At 64.5% G+C, this 14,835-nt stretch carries 16 protein-coding genes; 14 read left to right on the top strand and 2 right to left on the bottom strand.

All coding sequences use genetic code 11. From position 1 onward, the window contains the following. Nucleotides 1–36: 36 nt before the first annotated feature. The 6 genes from BMZ21_RS17525 (at nucleotide 37) to BMZ21_RS17500 (ending at nucleotide 6,082) form a co-directional block, all read left to right on the top strand. Nucleotides 37–927: a carbohydrate ABC transporter permease gene (locus tag BMZ21_RS17525; RefSeq protein WP_091836953.1), complete on the top strand. Its 891-nt coding sequence runs from the start codon at nucleotides 37–39 to the stop codon at nucleotides 925–927. Next, nucleotides 924–1,778 carry a carbohydrate ABC transporter permease gene (locus tag BMZ21_RS17520; protein WP_091836950.1) on the top strand — a complete coding sequence of 285 codons (855 nt, stop codon included), beginning with the start codon at nucleotides 924–926 and terminating at the stop codon, nucleotides 1,776–1,778. The genes BMZ21_RS17525 and BMZ21_RS17520 overlap by 4 nt, the downstream gene beginning before the upstream one ends. A gap of 5 nt (nucleotides 1,779–1,783) precedes the next feature. Further along, nucleotides 1,784–2,920 (top strand): hypothetical protein, encoded by a 1,137-nt coding sequence (locus BMZ21_RS17515; RefSeq protein ID WP_091836947.1) that lies wholly within the window; start codon nucleotides 1,784–1,786, stop codon nucleotides 2,918–2,920. Next, entirely contained in the window at nucleotides 2,920–4,683 is a 1,764-nt protein-coding gene (locus BMZ21_RS17510) for a glycoside hydrolase family 2 protein (protein ID WP_208862304.1), read from the top strand. Before BMZ21_RS17515 ends, BMZ21_RS17510 begins: the two co-directional genes overlap by 1 nt. A gap of 70 nt (nucleotides 4,684–4,753) precedes the next feature. Next, nucleotides 4,754–5,329: a 2'-5' RNA ligase family protein gene (locus tag BMZ21_RS17505; protein ID WP_244543895.1), complete on the top strand. Its 576-nt coding sequence runs from the start codon at nucleotides 4,754–4,756 to the stop codon at nucleotides 5,327–5,329. A 36-nt stretch (nucleotides 5,330–5,365) separates the two neighbouring features. Beyond that, the gene (locus tag BMZ21_RS17500; RefSeq protein WP_244543886.1) at nucleotides 5,366–6,082 is read left to right on the top strand and encodes an SDR family NAD(P)-dependent oxidoreductase; all 717 of its coding nucleotides are present in this window, start codon (nucleotides 5,366–5,368) and stop codon (nucleotides 6,080–6,082) included. A 24-nt stretch (nucleotides 6,083–6,106) separates the two neighbouring features. Here the strand turns inward: BMZ21_RS17500 and BMZ21_RS17495 are convergent, their stop codons facing one another. Next, complete coding sequence (locus BMZ21_RS17495; protein WP_091836939.1) at nucleotides 6,107–7,723, bottom strand: cryptochrome/photolyase family protein; 1,617 nt, start codon at nucleotides 7,721–7,723, stop codon at nucleotides 6,107–6,109. Further along, the gene (locus BMZ21_RS17490) at nucleotides 7,669–7,833 is read right to left on the bottom strand and encodes a DUF2256 domain-containing protein (RefSeq protein ID WP_208862303.1); all 165 of its coding nucleotides are present in this window, start codon (nucleotides 7,831–7,833) and stop codon (nucleotides 7,669–7,671) included. Before BMZ21_RS17490 ends, BMZ21_RS17495 begins: the two co-directional genes overlap by 55 nt. Nucleotides 7,834–8,306: 473 nt before the next feature. Here BMZ21_RS17490 and BMZ21_RS30400 point away from each other — a divergent pair, with 473 nt between their 5' ends. The 8 genes from BMZ21_RS30400 (at nucleotide 8,307) to BMZ21_RS17450 (ending at nucleotide 14,820) form a co-directional block, all read left to right on the top strand. Further along, the gene (locus BMZ21_RS30400) at nucleotides 8,307–8,456 is read left to right on the top strand and encodes a hypothetical protein (protein WP_167561643.1); all 150 of its coding nucleotides are present in this window, start codon (nucleotides 8,307–8,309) and stop codon (nucleotides 8,454–8,456) included. Nucleotides 8,457–8,826: 370 nt separating this feature from the next. After that, the gene (locus BMZ21_RS17480; protein WP_091836934.1) at nucleotides 8,827–9,207 is read left to right on the top strand and encodes a DUF427 domain-containing protein; all 381 of its coding nucleotides are present in this window, start codon (nucleotides 8,827–8,829) and stop codon (nucleotides 9,205–9,207) included. 157 nt (nucleotides 9,208–9,364) lie between these two features. Then, nucleotides 9,365–10,033, top strand: a complete 669-nt coding sequence (locus BMZ21_RS17475) for a DUF1684 domain-containing protein (RefSeq protein WP_208862302.1) — start codon at nucleotides 9,365–9,367, stop codon at nucleotides 10,031–10,033. A 127-nt stretch (nucleotides 10,034–10,160) separates the two neighbouring features. Continuing rightward, complete coding sequence (locus BMZ21_RS17470; protein WP_091836932.1) at nucleotides 10,161–11,039, top strand: glycine betaine ABC transporter substrate-binding protein; 879 nt, start codon at nucleotides 10,161–10,163, stop codon at nucleotides 11,037–11,039. A gap of 22 nt (nucleotides 11,040–11,061) precedes the next feature. Continuing rightward, nucleotides 11,062–12,609 carry an HAL/PAL/TAL family ammonia-lyase gene (locus BMZ21_RS17465; protein ID WP_280141485.1) on the top strand — a complete coding sequence of 516 codons (1,548 nt, stop codon included), beginning with the start codon at nucleotides 11,062–11,064 and terminating at the stop codon, nucleotides 12,607–12,609. Continuing rightward, nucleotides 12,606–13,235 carry an ABC transporter permease gene (locus BMZ21_RS17460; RefSeq protein WP_091836928.1) on the top strand — a complete coding sequence of 210 codons (630 nt, stop codon included), beginning with the start codon at nucleotides 12,606–12,608 and terminating at the stop codon, nucleotides 13,233–13,235. Before BMZ21_RS17465 ends, BMZ21_RS17460 begins: the two co-directional genes overlap by 4 nt. Next, the gene (locus BMZ21_RS17455; RefSeq protein ID WP_091836925.1) at nucleotides 13,235–13,870 is read left to right on the top strand and encodes an ABC transporter permease; all 636 of its coding nucleotides are present in this window, start codon (nucleotides 13,235–13,237) and stop codon (nucleotides 13,868–13,870) included. Before BMZ21_RS17460 ends, BMZ21_RS17455 begins: the two co-directional genes overlap by 1 nt. Beyond that, complete coding sequence (locus tag BMZ21_RS17450) at nucleotides 13,867–14,820, top strand: ABC transporter ATP-binding protein (protein WP_091836923.1); 954 nt, start codon at nucleotides 13,867–13,869, stop codon at nucleotides 14,818–14,820. Before BMZ21_RS17455 ends, BMZ21_RS17450 begins: the two co-directional genes overlap by 4 nt. The last annotated feature ends 15 nt before the right edge of the window (nucleotides 14,821–14,835 follow it).

Raw genomic sequence — 14,835 nt, 5'->3', positions numbered from 1 at the left:
CCCGCGGCCGAACCTCCTTCCGAAGGGCAGACAAGCATGACCACGACCCTTGAAACGGTCTGGCATAACCGGATCTTCTATCTCTTCGTCCTGCCCTTTGCGGTGCTCACGATCCTGTTCGGCGTCTGGCCGATCGTGCTGTCGATCATGGTGTCGTTCACCGCATCGGCGACGGCGCTGCGGCCGAACCCGACCTATGTCGGCTTCGCCAATTACGCCGCGATCTTCGCCGATCCGGCCTTCTTGGCCTCGCTGCTGCGCACCTTCCTCTATACGGCGGTGGCGGTCGCCGCGAATGTCGGCTTCGCCTTCGGCATGGCGGTGCTGATCGATTCACCGCTCCTGAAGCGCGGCGGCCTGCTCCTGCGCCTGGCGCTGTTCCTGCCGGTGGTGACGCCGGACGTCGCCGGCTACGTCGTCTGGCGCTGGCTCTACGATCGCTCGTTCGGCGCGATCAACGCGCTGCTCGACACCATCGGCCTGCCGGCCTTCGCCGGGCTGACCACCGGCCCGACGGCGATGATCTCCCTCCTGATCGCCGAGCTCTGGCACCATGCCGGCTTCTACATGCTGATCTTCCACGCCAACCTCGCCATCCGCGACCGGGCGCTCGAGGAGGCCGCGCATGTCGACGGCGCCACGGCCTGGCAGCGCTGGCGCTATGTGATCCTGCCGCAGCTCAAGCCCGCCTTCATCATCAACACCGTCTATGCGCTGATCCAGTTCCTGAAGACCTTCACCGTCGTCGTGGTGATGACCAAGGGCGGGCCGAACGAGGCGACCAACTTCGTCTCCTACTACGCCTATCAGCTCTTCGATCAGGGCCGCTATGGCGAGGCGACGGCGATGGCGAGCGTCCTCTTCCTGATCGTGATCGGTATCTCGCTGACGATCTATCGCCTGGGTGACAGGGAGGCCGCGCGATGAGTGCCGCTGTGCAGATGACGCGGGTCAGCCGGCCGCTCCAGATCGTCGCCTACGTCTTCGCCGGACTGGTCGGCCTGGCTTTCCTCTACCCCTACTGGTGGATGCTGGTCAGCGCCTTCCGCTCGACGCGGGCGATCATGGACGATCCGCTGCGGCTGTTGCCCGAGACGCTGGACTTCTCGATCTTCACGGAGATCGCCAGCCTCGGCGGCGTCTCGCTGGTGCGCTACATCGCCAATTCGCTGGCGATCACCACGGCCTCGACGGTGCTGAGCGTCGTCGTCACCGCGCTCGGCGCGTATGCGCTGACGCGCAAGCCGCAGCTGCCCGGGTTCACCGCGCTGCGCTACGGCTTCCTCGTCACGATCATGTACCCCTACATGCTGCTGGTGATCCCGGTCTATCTGGTGATGTTCAAGCTCGGCCTGCTCGGCTCCTATGCCGGCATCGTGCTCTTCCTGGCGCTCGGCCCGATCCAGTTCTTCCTGTTCGAGCAGTTCTTCCGGAAGATTCCGGGCGAGGTCATCGAGGCCGCGATCATCGACGGCGCCAACGAGACGCAGATCCTGTTCCGCATCGTCCTGCCGATGGCGTCCTCGATCACGGCGACGGTCGCGCTGATCACCTTCCTGCTCAACTGGGCCCAGTGGTTCCCGGTGCTGGTGATCTCGAAGACGCCCGACACCTACACGCTCCCGGTGGCGCTCCTGTCGATGAACACCGAGTTGGGGGCCAATTTCCAGGGAATCATGGCGCTCGCCGTGATCACCACGCTGCCGGTGGCCGGGCTGTTCCTGCTCGCCCAGAAACGGGTGATGGCGGGCATGGCGAGCGGGGCAGTCAAGGGATGAGCCTGATGTACGATGCGATATCGCAGACCAGCCGCACGGCCGCGATCGAGGCCGCGAGGCGGCGCTCGCTCGACTGGTTCGCCACGATGCAGGTGCCGGGTGCGCCGCGCGGCGTCATGCGCATTTCGGCCGCGCAGGATCCCGCGGACTGGCCGGGCGTCAACCTCTACGGCACCTATAACGGCATCATGTGCCTCGACCTGATCGGCGGGCTCGGCGGCTATTCCGAGGGCGAGAGGGCCGCGCTCGTCACCTGGCTTGAAGGGCACCGCCGCCTCGACGGCATCGTCCGCGTGCCCGGCATGACCGGCGAAGCCGTGTTCAAGAAGCCCGATCGGGACGAGACCTGGCGCTATATCGACTTCCACGTCACCAATTACACGCTCGGCGCCATCGATGCCCTGAAACCGGGCCGGCGGCCGAACCTGGCTTTCGCCAAGCCCTTCCTCGATCCGCTGAAACTCAAGGCCTGGCTGGCCGATCGCGACCTCAACGACCCCTGGCAGGAGGGCAACAACATCGTCAACCTGGCGGGCTTCTTCCTGCTCCTGCGGCGGGACGGGGATGCCGCGATGCGGGCACGCGTCGATGCCGCGCTCGAGATTCTCTATGGCTGGCACGACCGCAACCGCGAGCCCAGCACCGGCTTCTGGGGCGTCGGCCAGCTCTCCGACCCGACGCGCCTGCTGCACGCCTTCGCCGGCTCGATGCACAATTTCCATATCTGGTATCACGAAGGCCGCATCCCTGCCGCCTTCGACCGCTCGGTGGACTACGTGCTCTCGCTGCCGCCGCGCGTCGATTCCGCCTGCATCGACGTGGACGCGGTCGATGTCCTCGTCCACGGCCTCGCCTTGCTCGACCATCGCCGTGACGAGAGCCGCCAATGGCTCTCCACCCTGCTCGACGCGCTGCTTGCCGACCAGAACGCCGATGGCGGCTTCTGCGATGTCCGCACCGGCGTCCGCCGGCAGGATGGCTGGGTCAAGGGCTATGAGGAGCCGCAAGGGATTTCCAACGGCTTCGCGACCTGGTTCCGCTGGATCGCGATCGCGATGATCGCCGATATGCTGTTCCCCGGCCGCTGGAACTGGCGCTTCCGCCGGACGATCGGCATCGGCTACCGGCTCGGAGCGCGATGATGGCGGCCGACGATCCTTTCCATCATCTCCATGACGAGGACTACGCCCGGCCCTATCTTGCCGGGCTCGCCGGCGCCGCGACCTATGTGCCGGTCAACGGCCGGCCGGTGCTGTCGCTGGCCGGCGACTGGCGATTGACGCTCGACCTCTTCGACGAGGGCCTGCGGCAAAAATGGTTTGCGCTCGACGAGACGCCGCCGTCGCAATGGTCGCAGCCGCGCGATTACGAGATCGAGGCGGGGGAGCTTGTGCCCGTTCCGTCGTGCTGGAACCTGCTGAAGCCGGAATGGACCTATTTCGAGGGCGCCGCCTGGTACACGCGCCATCTCGACTGGCAAAGCGGCCACGCCGGCGAAAGGGCGATCCTCAATATCGGAGCGGCGAATTATGCGGCGCTCGTGTTCGTCAACGGCATCCATGTCGGCGGCCATCGCGGCGGCTCGACGCCGTTCAGCCTCGATGTGACCGATGCCTTGCGGAATGGCCGCAATCGCCTGCAGGTCATGGTCGAGAACCGGCGCTCCCCAGTCCGCGTGCCGATGCAGCATATCGACTGGTTCAACTATGGCGGGCTTTACCGCGAGATCTCGCTGATGCGCCTGCCGGCGGTGTTCATCCGCGAGGCACGCGCCGCGTTGCTGCCCGGTGGGCGACAGATTCGGTTCTCGATCGCACTATCCGAGACGGTCGACGCGACCGCCAGGGTCGACATCCCCGAGCTCGGCCTGTCGCTCTCCATTGCCGTCAGGGATGGCGAAGGCGAGGTGACGACGCCATTCACGGGACAAGCATGGTCTCCAGAAGCGCCCCGGCTCTACGATGCCGTGTTTTCCTGCGGCGAGGATCGCATCACCGAGCGCCTCGGCTTTCGCACGATCGAGGCCCGTGGCACCGACATCCTGCTCAATGGCGAGAAGATCTGGCTCAAGGGCGTCTGCGTCCATGAGGACGATCTGGTGCTCGGCAAGGTCTCGACGGAAGACGATGTCCGCCGCCGCCTCCGCCACGTCAAGGAACTCGGCGGCAACTTCCTGCGCCTGTCTCACTATCCACACCATGCGCACGTCGCGCGGATCGCCGACGAGATGGGCCTGCTGCTCTGGGCCGAGATCCCGGTCTACTGGGCGATCGCCTTCGACAACCCCGATACCTATGCCGATGCCGAGAACCAGTTGCGCGAGCTGATCGCCCGCGACATCAACCGGGCCAGCGTCATCCTCTGGGGGGTCGGCAACGAGAATGCCGACACCGATGCGCGCCTGTCCTTCATGGCGCGGCTCGCGCAGGTTGCCAGGAAGGCGGACCCGACCCGGCTGATCGGCGCCGCCTGCCTGATCAACCGCGAGACTTTCGCCATCGAGGATCGGCTTGCCGAGCATCTCGATGTCATCGGCCTCAACGAGTATTTCGGGTGGTACGAACCGGATTTCTCCGGGCTCGACCGCCTGCTCGCCAATTCGGCCCCCGGCAAGCCGGTGATCGTCTCGGAAACCGGCGCCGATGCGTTGCCCGGCCACCGGGGGGCTGGCCGTGTCCTGTTCACGGAGGACTGGCAGGCCGAGTTCTATCGTCAGCAGGTGAGAAGGCTGGCAGCGACACCTTACGTCGCCGGGATCGCCGCCTGGCTGCTCTACGATTTCCGGACCGAGCGCCGCCAGACCAGCTTTCAGAAGGGCTTCAACCGGAAAGGCCTGATCGCCGAGGACAAGACGACCCGAAAGCTGGCCTTCGCAGTGCTCACGGAGCTCTTTGCCGAATGGTGAGCCGGACCAGCACCGCAAGGCGCCAACAGGAGAGGGTTGCCTGTCCTCGGAATCGAGGCCATTGCATCTGATGCTGCCGGACCCTCAGCCTCCAAAAAAACCGATGGCGCTTGGCGTAGGGGAGACCTGGATGGTCAGGGACGATTCGCCACTTATCGTGACGTTGCGTCTGGATCAGCAGAGCTTTGTGCGATTCAATTCCGAGCGTGAACGTCACTTTCCGCCGAGCCGCAATCTCGTTCCGGCACATTTGACGATGTTCCATCATCTGCCGGGCGATCACTGCAGTGAAATCGCTGGGCAATTGGCATCGGTGGCAGGCCGAACCGGCCCGCTGAAGCTATCGATTCCTTCACTTCGGTTCCTGGGCAACGGCGTGGCCTACAATGTCAGCGGCAGCGAGCTGATCGACGTTAGGGAGATGATCGCGCGACGCTGGTCTGCTCATCTGACACCACAAGATGCGCAGGCCTTCCGCCCGCATGTGACGATCCAGAACAAGGTGCCCGCCGATGCCGCCAAAGCGCTTTACCGACGGTTGTCGGAGGCGTTCAAACCATTCGACGTGACTGGGACAGCCCTGCAACTCTGGCGCTATCGTGGAGGTCCGTGGGAAGCAGCCGGTGAATTCGGGTTCGAGGGATGACGCCGTCGTGACAGATCGTGTGGGAGGCATCCGCCCGTGCCAGATGCAGCGGTGATCATCGGTGCCTCTGGCGGGATCGGCGGCGCGCTCGCCGAGGCTATCGCCGCGTCGGGCCGGTATTCGATGGTCCACGGGATTTCGCGGACGTCCTGCGCGCCTCACGAGGTCATCCGTTTTCACACCGCGGACATCACCGACGAGGCCAGCATCGAACGGATCGCGGGATCGATCGGGTCGGCAGGACCGGTCAGCCTGGTCGTCGTTGCGAGCGGCCTTCTCCACGACACCGACATCCATCCCGAGAAGGCGCTGAAGATGATCGATCCGGCCGCGATGGCGCGACTCTTTGCGGTCAACGCCATCGGACCTGCCGTCATCGCCAAGCATTTCATTCCGCTGCTGCCGCGACAGGGCCGATCGATCTTCGCCGTATTGTCGGCGCGCGTGGGATCGATCGAGGACAACCGGCTGGGCGGCTGGTACGCCTATCGCGCCTCAAAGGCAGCGCTCAATCAGGTGATCCGGACGCTCGCGATCGAGCTGAAGCGGACGCGCCCCGAGGCCATAGCGCTGTCGCTGCACCCCGGCACGGTCACGACGCGCCTGTCGAAGCCCTTCCGGAGCAATGAGGCCCATGCCGGGTTGTTCGCGCCCGAGGATGCCGCGGCGAACCTGCTCAATGTGCTGGAGAACGCGACCAGCGAGCAATCCGGCGCATTGCTGGCCTGGGATGGCGCGCGAATTCCATATTGATGCCTGGGTGCGGGGATGCAGCCTTCAGCCGAACAGGTCACCCTGTGTCGCGACATGCATCTTCGTGCCAGGCTCTGCCAAGCCTTCGAGGAAAGCACGCGCCTCGCTGCGAATCGTCTCGCGGCGGGACGAGTCCATGCGATCGAGGGTGCGGTAGGGCATCGCCATTCTGGGCAGCTGTTCCAGCTTTCGGCGGTTCCTCATCAGGAAATCCCAGTACAGCAGGTTGAACGGGCAGGCGCCCTTGCCGGTCTTGATCTGCGGGCTGTAGACGCAGCGGCTGCAGTAATCGGACATCCGATCGATATAGGCGCCAGAGGCGGCGTAGGGCTTGGAGGCCAGCATGCCGCCATCCGCGAAGGCGACCATGCCGTGAACGTTCGGCAGCTCGACCCAGTCATAGGCATCGGCATAGACGATCAGATACCATTCCTCGATCTCGGCTGGTCTGATGCCGGCGAGCAGCGCGAAATTGCCCGTCACCATCAGCCGCTGGATATGATGGGCATAGGCGTGGCGCCGCGTGTCCATGATCGCGCGGGCCAGGCAGTTCATCTCGGTGTCGCCAGACCAGTAGAACCATGGCAAAGGCCGCTCCGCCTCAAGCGCGTTGGTCTGGGCATAGGCCGGCATCTCCAGCCAATAGACGCCGCGCACATATTCGCGCCAGCCGAGGATCTGCCGGATGAAGCCCTCAGCAGCATTCAGTGGAGCATCGCCTCTCCGATAGGCCTGCTCGGCCGCGACGCAGACCTCTCGCGCCGTCAGCAGGCCGAGATTGAGAGAAGGCGAGAGAAGCGCGTGGAAAAGACGTGGATCGTCTTCTGCCATGGCGTCCTGATAGTCGCCGAAGCGCGGCAGCGCCTGCGCAATGAACCAGTCGAGCGCGCTCAGAGCTTCCCTGCGCGTGACAGGCCAGTCGAATGCGTCCAGATCGCCGAAATGATCCGCGAAACGCGACGCTACCAGGTCAAGCACGCGGCTCGTGATCGCGTCACGCTCGAACACCGGCCGTGGCGGCGAGCGCATCCCCTTCGGCAACCGCTTCCGGTTCTCGGCATCAAAATTCCAGCGTCCTCCAGCGGGCTCTTCTCCATCCATCAGAATGCCGGTCCGGCGGCGCATCTCGCGATAGAAGAACTCCATCCGATAGCTGCGCCGATCGCCAGCCCAGTGCCGAAATTCGGCGCGAGAACAGAGGAAGCGGTCATCGTCGCGGATCTCGACGGGGACACCGGTCAGCGCCGGCCAATCGTCCATCATGCGGCGCACGCGCCATTCGCCCGGCTCGGTGACGACGATCCTGTCGGGCCGATGCCTCGCTACGGCTCGGACGAGTTCGGTGCCAAACGCACCCGTATTCCCTGTCGCGTCGAGCTCGACATAGTCGACGGTGATCCCCTCGGCTCGCAGTTCCGCCGCGAAATGCCGCATGGCTGACAGGACGAGCGCGATCTTCTGCTTTTGGTGACGGACATAGGTCGTTTCGTCGGCGACCTCGACTATCAGAACGATGTCGCCAGGCGCCAGGCCATCCAGCGCGGACAAATCGCGGGTGAGCTGATCGCCCAGGACGAAAACGAGGGTCAATCCGCGCGTCGACGGTCCCGCCGTGCCGCTTCGCGGCAGCGGTCCGAGCATGTCGCGATCGTCTCCCAAACACGCTCCCATTTCTTGCGCCATGCGAACGGCCGGCCACAGGACACGCAGATCTTCGTCGGCAGATCGGCCTTCCGTCGCATCTTCGGCATTCGCAATTTCGCTTCCATCGTCGCGCACGGACGAAATCAGGTTCTCAGCGCGCGCCGTGAGCGCATCTTCCCTGTGTCACCTGCGCGGGGGTGACGCCGTAAGACGGTCGAGAACATCTCGCGTCAATCCGAAAACGCGTTCTCGCAACTCCGGCCTGCGCCACAACATGTAGCCTGCTGCACCCGCAAGAATAAGCCTGATCATGTCGTCGCCTCTCTGGTTCACTCGGCCTCAAACGGCGGCGGCCTCCTTAGGTTCCCGCATGAGCGAAGCCCATACCGACTGGACAGACGTGGCCGGAGCCAGAAGTCGCGAACGCGGCCGGCGGCGCTGCGAAGCCCGAAAGCAGCAGCCAGCCGAGCATTTCGCCAGCCCGCTGGCGGCGCTCCGCGGTCGCTCGGAAGCATGACGAAATCCAGTCTGGCGGTCGATGCAGTTGCCCGGTGTTGCGCTCATCGCGGAGCCCTTTGCCATGACACAGTTCTTCGACAACATCGTGATCATCCTGGACATGATGCATGCCGGAGCATCCTATCCCATGCTGCAAGGGGCGGTTCCGATCCACCCGACCGTCTCGGAACTGATCCCGACCGTTCCAGGAGACTTGAAGCCTGTCCCTTAGTCGGCTGACGGGTCGCATTTCGGGCGTGCCGTGTGCGAGGCCCGCGCGCGGGGAACAGCGATGGCGCTGCAAGCCGCCCTGAGCTATCGCGAACGTTTCAAGGCTCACATGCAGGCGCTTGCCCGCCGTCGGCTCTCCGGCCGATGAGGACATCCAGAACAGCGCTCAAATCCGCTGGGTCAAGACGGCTTGTTCGATCCAAGCCCGGCCGTCTCGATCGATCGCCGTCGATATCCTGCGAAATGGGGCCGCCCGATTGGCTGAGCATTGGCACGTCTTGCAGGACTAGGCGGCCATAGCCAATTCGGTCAGCGGAGTGCCCGTGTTCGACAATCGCTGCCCCCCCAAGACTGGGATGAAGGAAACGGAAATGGATCCGAGGATCGTAAAAATTCCCGGCCCCCACCATCCGATCACGATCTCGCCCAGCCACAGCCGCATCGTCGTGAGCGTTGGCGGACGGGTTGTCGCCGACAGCGTCAACGCCCTGATACTTCAAGAGGCTGCATATCCGGCAGTCCACTATATTCCACGCGCCGATGTCGACATGACAGCGCTCACCCGATCGGAAACCCATTCGTACTGCCCCTATAAGGGTGAGGCGTCGTATTTCAGCATCCCGAATGGGGGAGGACGCGCGGTTGACGCGGTTTGGACGTACGAGACGCCTTACGATGCCGTGGACGCGATAAAAGCCTACGTCGCCTTCTATCCGGATCGTGTCGATGCGATCGAGCAACGCCCGATCTGAAGCCGAACTGGTCGGTGGTTGCTGGGAGCTCGGTCGCTGCTGACATCGACTGACTGCCCGAAAGGTGACGATCACTCACCGTTGCAACCCGGAGAGGGTTGGTGCGTTGACGCACTCGACCATGTCCCTCCTCACGAGATCGCTCGGGCGAAATACCATGGCTGATCAGATCTTGAAGCGTGACGAGGCGACGCTCGCCCAGAGCACGGCGTTAGAGAAATATTCGAGCTTGCATAATTGGCGCTGCCAGGTCGCCGATCTCTATGCCGCTGTGCGGGCCATGCCCGGTCGCGACGGCTGGATGTACTGGCGAAGCGCTCGCGACAGGCTCTTCCGGGAACATCTGCAATCTCCGCTTGCCTCCGCGCGCCGCGCGCAATTTCGCGGGATTGATTATTTTCCCTACGATCCAGCCATGCGATTCAAGGTTGGCTTGGGCGCCGCCATCGATCGGGAGATCATCAGGCTCGAAGCGGGTAAAGATGGTCTGATGACACTTGTCCCCTTTGCGATCACCCAGGGGCTCGATTCCCCGCTGGGCAAGGAACTGACGCTCTACTGGATCGAAGGCTATGGCGGCGGCGTCTTCCTGCCCTTTGGCGACCTGACGAATGGTCAGGAGAGTTTTGCTGGCGGGCGCTATCTGCTCGACACGATCAAGAGCGCGGATCTCGGCAGCAGTGACGACGGCGAGCTGATCCTCGATTTCAACTTCGCCTATTATCCCTCCTGCGCCTACTCAGAAGCATGGGTCTGTCCGCTTGCACCGACGGAAAACAGGCTGCCGGTGCCGATCCGGGGCGGTGAGCGCAACGCCATACCCTAAAAGCACTGCATTCCATCTCAGCAGAACGCGCGGGCTATGGCGCTTCACTGATCTTTGTGTGGTCGGCTCCTTGCATCGGCGCCCCTACTTGCTAGCCTTTCTCATCGGACCTCGAGGAGCCCCATCCATGCACCTTATCAGAACGGTCTTCGCAGCTGCCGCGATGTTGGCGGTCAGTCTTTCCTCCGCCTCGGCCCAGACCATCAAGATCGGCTCCAAGAACTTCACCGAGCAGTTCGTGGTGGCGGAACTCTATGCCGCCGCGCTGGAACAGGCCGGCTTCAAGGTTGAGCGCAAAATCAATCTCGGCGGTACCCTCGTTGCGCATGAGGCGCTGAAGAGCGGCGCGATCGATCTCTATCCGGAATACACCGGCACCGGCCTCAACGCAGTCATGAAGGCGCAAGGTGTCACCGAGACCGATCCCGAAAAGGTCCGCGGCATGGTCAAGGCCTTCTATGAGAAGGAGTTCAACCTGACTTGGCTGAAGGCATCCAACATCAATAACGGCTATGCGATCGTGGTCAGGCCGGAGACCGCCAAAGAATTCAACCTCAAGACCCTGAGCGATCTCGGCAAGGCCTCGTCCAAGCTCCGGCTCGGCGCCGGCACCGAGTTCGTCGATCGCCGCGACGGCATCGCCGGCTTGAAAGAGGTCTACGGCGCGCAATTCGCCGAGTTCAAGCAGTTTGCAGCCTTGAGACTGCGTTACGAAGCCCTGAACCAGAAGCAGATCGAGGTCGCCAACGGCTTCTCGACCGACTGGCAGATCGCGGCCGAGAAGTTCGTCGCGCTCGACGACGATAAATCGTTGTTCCCGCCCTATTACCTGTGCCCGGTCGTGCGTCCCGAAATAGCCAACGACGCCAAGATCGTCGCGATCCTGGAGAAGGTTGGCGCTGCGCTCGACAATCCGACCATGCAGGAGCTCAACCGTCAGGTCGAGGTCGACAAGAAGGAGCCGCGTACCGTCGCGGTGAACTTCCTTAAGGCGAAGGGTCTCTGAGCTGAACGTCGCGACCGCGCCGGTGCGGGCAGCGAAGATACCCGACGGAAACGTCGTCCTGGGCCAAGGCGCAGTCGGGATCGAGGCGATTGTCGCCATTGCACGGGACATGACGCCGGCTCGGCTGCACGGGTCGGTCCGCCCGCGACTGGAAGCGGCGCGGGCGGTGGTCATGCGCGCTCTCGCACGCGGCGACACCGTCTATGGCCTGACCACCGGGCTCGGCGCGGCCGTCGACACCCGACTTGCCGACGAGGCGATCCTGGCCTTCCAGGCGCGCGCGATTCAGGCGCGGGCGGTCGGCGTCGGCGATATCATGACGACGGAGGAGGTTCGGGCAATGCTGGCGGCGAGACTCGCCGCGATCTGCCATGGCACCTCAGGGATTTCGCCCGATTTGGCCGAGGCTATCGCCGCCATGCTCAACGCAGGCGTTCATCCGGTCGTGCGACGGATCGGCTCGCTCGGCGAGGCCGACCTGTCGCCGCTGGCGCAGGCGTTCCTGCCGCTCGTCGGTGCCGGCGAGGCGCAGATCGGGGGCCGCACGATGCCCGGCGGCGACGCGCTGGCCGCAGCTGGCATCGCCCTGCCGGCACTTGGCCCGAAGGACGGTCTTGCTCTCCTCAATGCCAACGCCCAGAGCATCGGCCTGGCAGCGCTGGCGGTCGCCGACATGCAGCGAGCCCTCGATTCCGCTTTGCTCGCAGGCGCCCTGTCACTTGAAGCCTTCCGCGCCAATCTCTCACCGCTTGATGCCGAGCTCGATCGGTTGCGCGGAACGTCGGGCCATGCCGAAGGCGTCAGGCAACTGACGGCCGTGCTCGCCGGTAGTGATCTCTGGGCGCCTGGCGCGGCCCGGCGGGTGCAGGATCCACTGTCGTTCCGCTGCCTGGCTCCGGTCGCGGGTCACGCCGCCCGCGCCAGTTCCGCCGTGCGGTTGGCCGTCGAGGCGGAGCTGGCGAGCGCACCCGACAGCCCGATGGTGCTGATCGAGCGCGATGCGATGCTCTCCAGCGTCAATTTTGACACCACAGAGCTGGCGCTGACGCTCGAAGCCGCGGGCCTCGCCATGTCGCATGTGGCAGCGATCTCGGCGGCGCGGATCGTGAAGCTGATGTCGCCGGCGGCCAGCGACCTGCCTCGCTTCCTCACCCGACATGGCGGGTCGCATTCCGGTTTTGCGACGAGCCAGAAGACGGCCTCCGCGCTGGAAGCCGAAATTCGGCATCTCGCCTTGCCGCTCGGGGCACCGACGCTGCCGGTTGCCGACGGCGTCGAGGATTATGCGCCGATGACGCCGCGTATCGTCGAGAAGACGCATGCCATCGCCAGGCGCCTGACGCGATTGGCTGCGATCGAGTTGGTCGTGGCGGCAGAAGCCGTCGATCTGCGCGGCCCCATCAGGCTAGGGAGCGGCACCGGTGCCGCGCATGCGTTTGTTCGCAGTCTCGTTCCGCGCCTCGGCGACGACCGGCCGATGGGCCGTGAATACGAGGCGCTGGCGCGCGCGATCGAGGCTGGCGATCTCATGCCGACAGACATCGCGGCCGACAACGGTGTCGCCCCGTGACCTGGGCGATCGAGAACTACGACCGGTTGCTGCTGGCGCTGTGGGAGCACATCCAGCTCGTCTGCGTCGGCCTGCTGATCGCGCTTGTGATCGGCGTGCCGCTCGGTGTGCTTTCGGCAAGGCGCCCGCGCTTTGCGCTCGTCGTGCTACTGGTTTCGGGGGCGCTCTACACTGTGCCGGCTCTGGCGATCTTCGCTCTGCTGATCCCCTATCTCGGCCTTGGCTTCTGGCCGGCGATTGTCGCGCTCGTCGCCTATGCGCTGCTGATCATTATCCGCAATGTGGCGACCGGCTTGCGCGAAATCTCTCCGGATATCCTCGATGCCGCCAACGGCATGGGTTATGGCAGTTGGCGCCGGCTGTTCGCCATCGAGCTGCCGCTGGCGCTGCCGGTGATCATCGCTGGCGTCCGCATCGCGGTGGTCACGCAAGTCTCGGTCGCGACGGTGGCCGCGTTCATCAATGCGGGCGGGCTCGGCGATATCATTTTCCAAGGCATCACCCAGGATTTCGGCGAGAAGGTCGTGGTTGGCGCGGTGGTGACCTCGGCGCTCGCCGTCTTCTGCGACGAGAGCTTGCGCCGGGTCGAGAACTGGATGCGCGCGAACCAGGCGGAGCACGCCTGATGGCCGGATGGATCGCCGCCAATCCCCAGATCTTCGTCGTGGCGCTGCAGAACCATCTCTGGCTCAGCGGCATCGCGCTGGTGGCCGTTCTGCTGATCGCGCTGCCGCTGGGCCTCGTCCTGACTCGTCAACGCGGCCTCGCCAATGCGGCCATCGCGATCGTCAACATTCTGCGAACGGTGCCCTCGCTGGCTCTGCTCGTGATCATGCTGCCGCTGCTCGGCACGGGCTTCCTGCCCTCCGTGGTGGCGTTGACGCTCTATGGCCTGCCGGCGCTGCTGCTCAATACCTATACCGGCCTTACCCAGGTCGACGCCGACATCGTCGAAGCTGCGCGCGGCCAGGGCTTTTCCGATCGCCAGGTGATGATGAAAATCGAAATCCCTCTGGCGCTGCCGGTGATCTTCGCTGGCATCCGCACGGCTGCCGTACAGATCGTTTCGGCCGCGACTCTCGCGGCCTTCATCGGAGGTGGAGGGCTAGGCGAGCTCATCACGGCCGGCATGGCGAATTTCAACTTCCCGCAACTCGTCGCGGGGGCGGTCGCGGTCGCGGCCCTGGCGCTCGTCGTCGAGGTCGGCTTTGCCGCGGTCGAGCGACTTCTGACACGGCAAGTGCGGATGGGTGCAGCATGACGATCCGCCTGGAAGCCGTGACCAAGGTCTTTTCCGGCGTCGCACGCCCGGCCGTCGATGCGCTCGACCTGACGATCGAGAAAGGGCAGGTCTGCGTGCTGATCGGGCCATCGGGCTGCGGCAAGACCACGACGATGCGCATGGTCAACCGGCTGATCGAGCCGACATCGGGACGCATCTTCGTCGGTGAGAGGGATGTGACCAAGGCCGATCCGGTCGAGCTGCGCCGCCACATCGGTTACGTCATCCAGCAGATCGGCTTATTCCCCCACATGACGATCGCGCAGAACGTCGCGACAGTGCCGAAGCTGCTTGGCTGGGATGTCGCGCGGATCAAGGCCCGCAGCGAAGAGATGCTTGATCTGGTGGGGCTGGATCCAAAACTCTATCTTTCACGCTATCCACGCCATCTCTCGGGCGGACAGCGCCAGCGCATCGGGGTGGCCCGCGCACTCGCAGCCGACCCGCCGGTGATGCTGATGGACGAGCCCTTCGGCGCAGTCGATCCGATCGTGCGGGGGCGGCTGCAGGAGGAATTCCTCAGCATCCTGAAGCGGCTGAGCAAAACCGTCATCCTGGTGACGCACGACATCGACGAGGCGATCCATATGGGCGACGTCGTCGCGATCATGCGCGACGGCAAGCTCGTGCAATACGATACGCCCGACCGAATACTCGCCGCGCCTGCCAACGAATTCGTCGCCGATTTCGTCGGCGCCGACCGGGCACTGCGCCGGCTCTCGTTGGTGCGGGCGGCGGATGCCGTCGAGCCCGGTGGCGCGAGCGATGGCTTCAGCCTGCCCGGAAGCCTTTCCATGCGTTCCGTCCTGTCGGCTCTGCTCGCCGAAGGCCGCGAAGCCGCGACCATCCTGAGTGAGGATGGCCAGCCGCTCGGCCGGATCACGCTGGCAGCGATCAGGGTCAGAGGCGCCGGGACTGCCGTCTCCTGATGGTCACCAAGAGCG

The sequence above is a fragment of the Allobosea lupini genome (assembly GCF_900109525.1).
In the GTDB taxonomy this organism is placed as follows: Bacteria; Pseudomonadota; Alphaproteobacteria; order Rhizobiales; family Beijerinckiaceae; genus Allobosea; species Allobosea lupini.
This window is presented reverse-complemented; position numbering and strand designations above follow the sequence as displayed.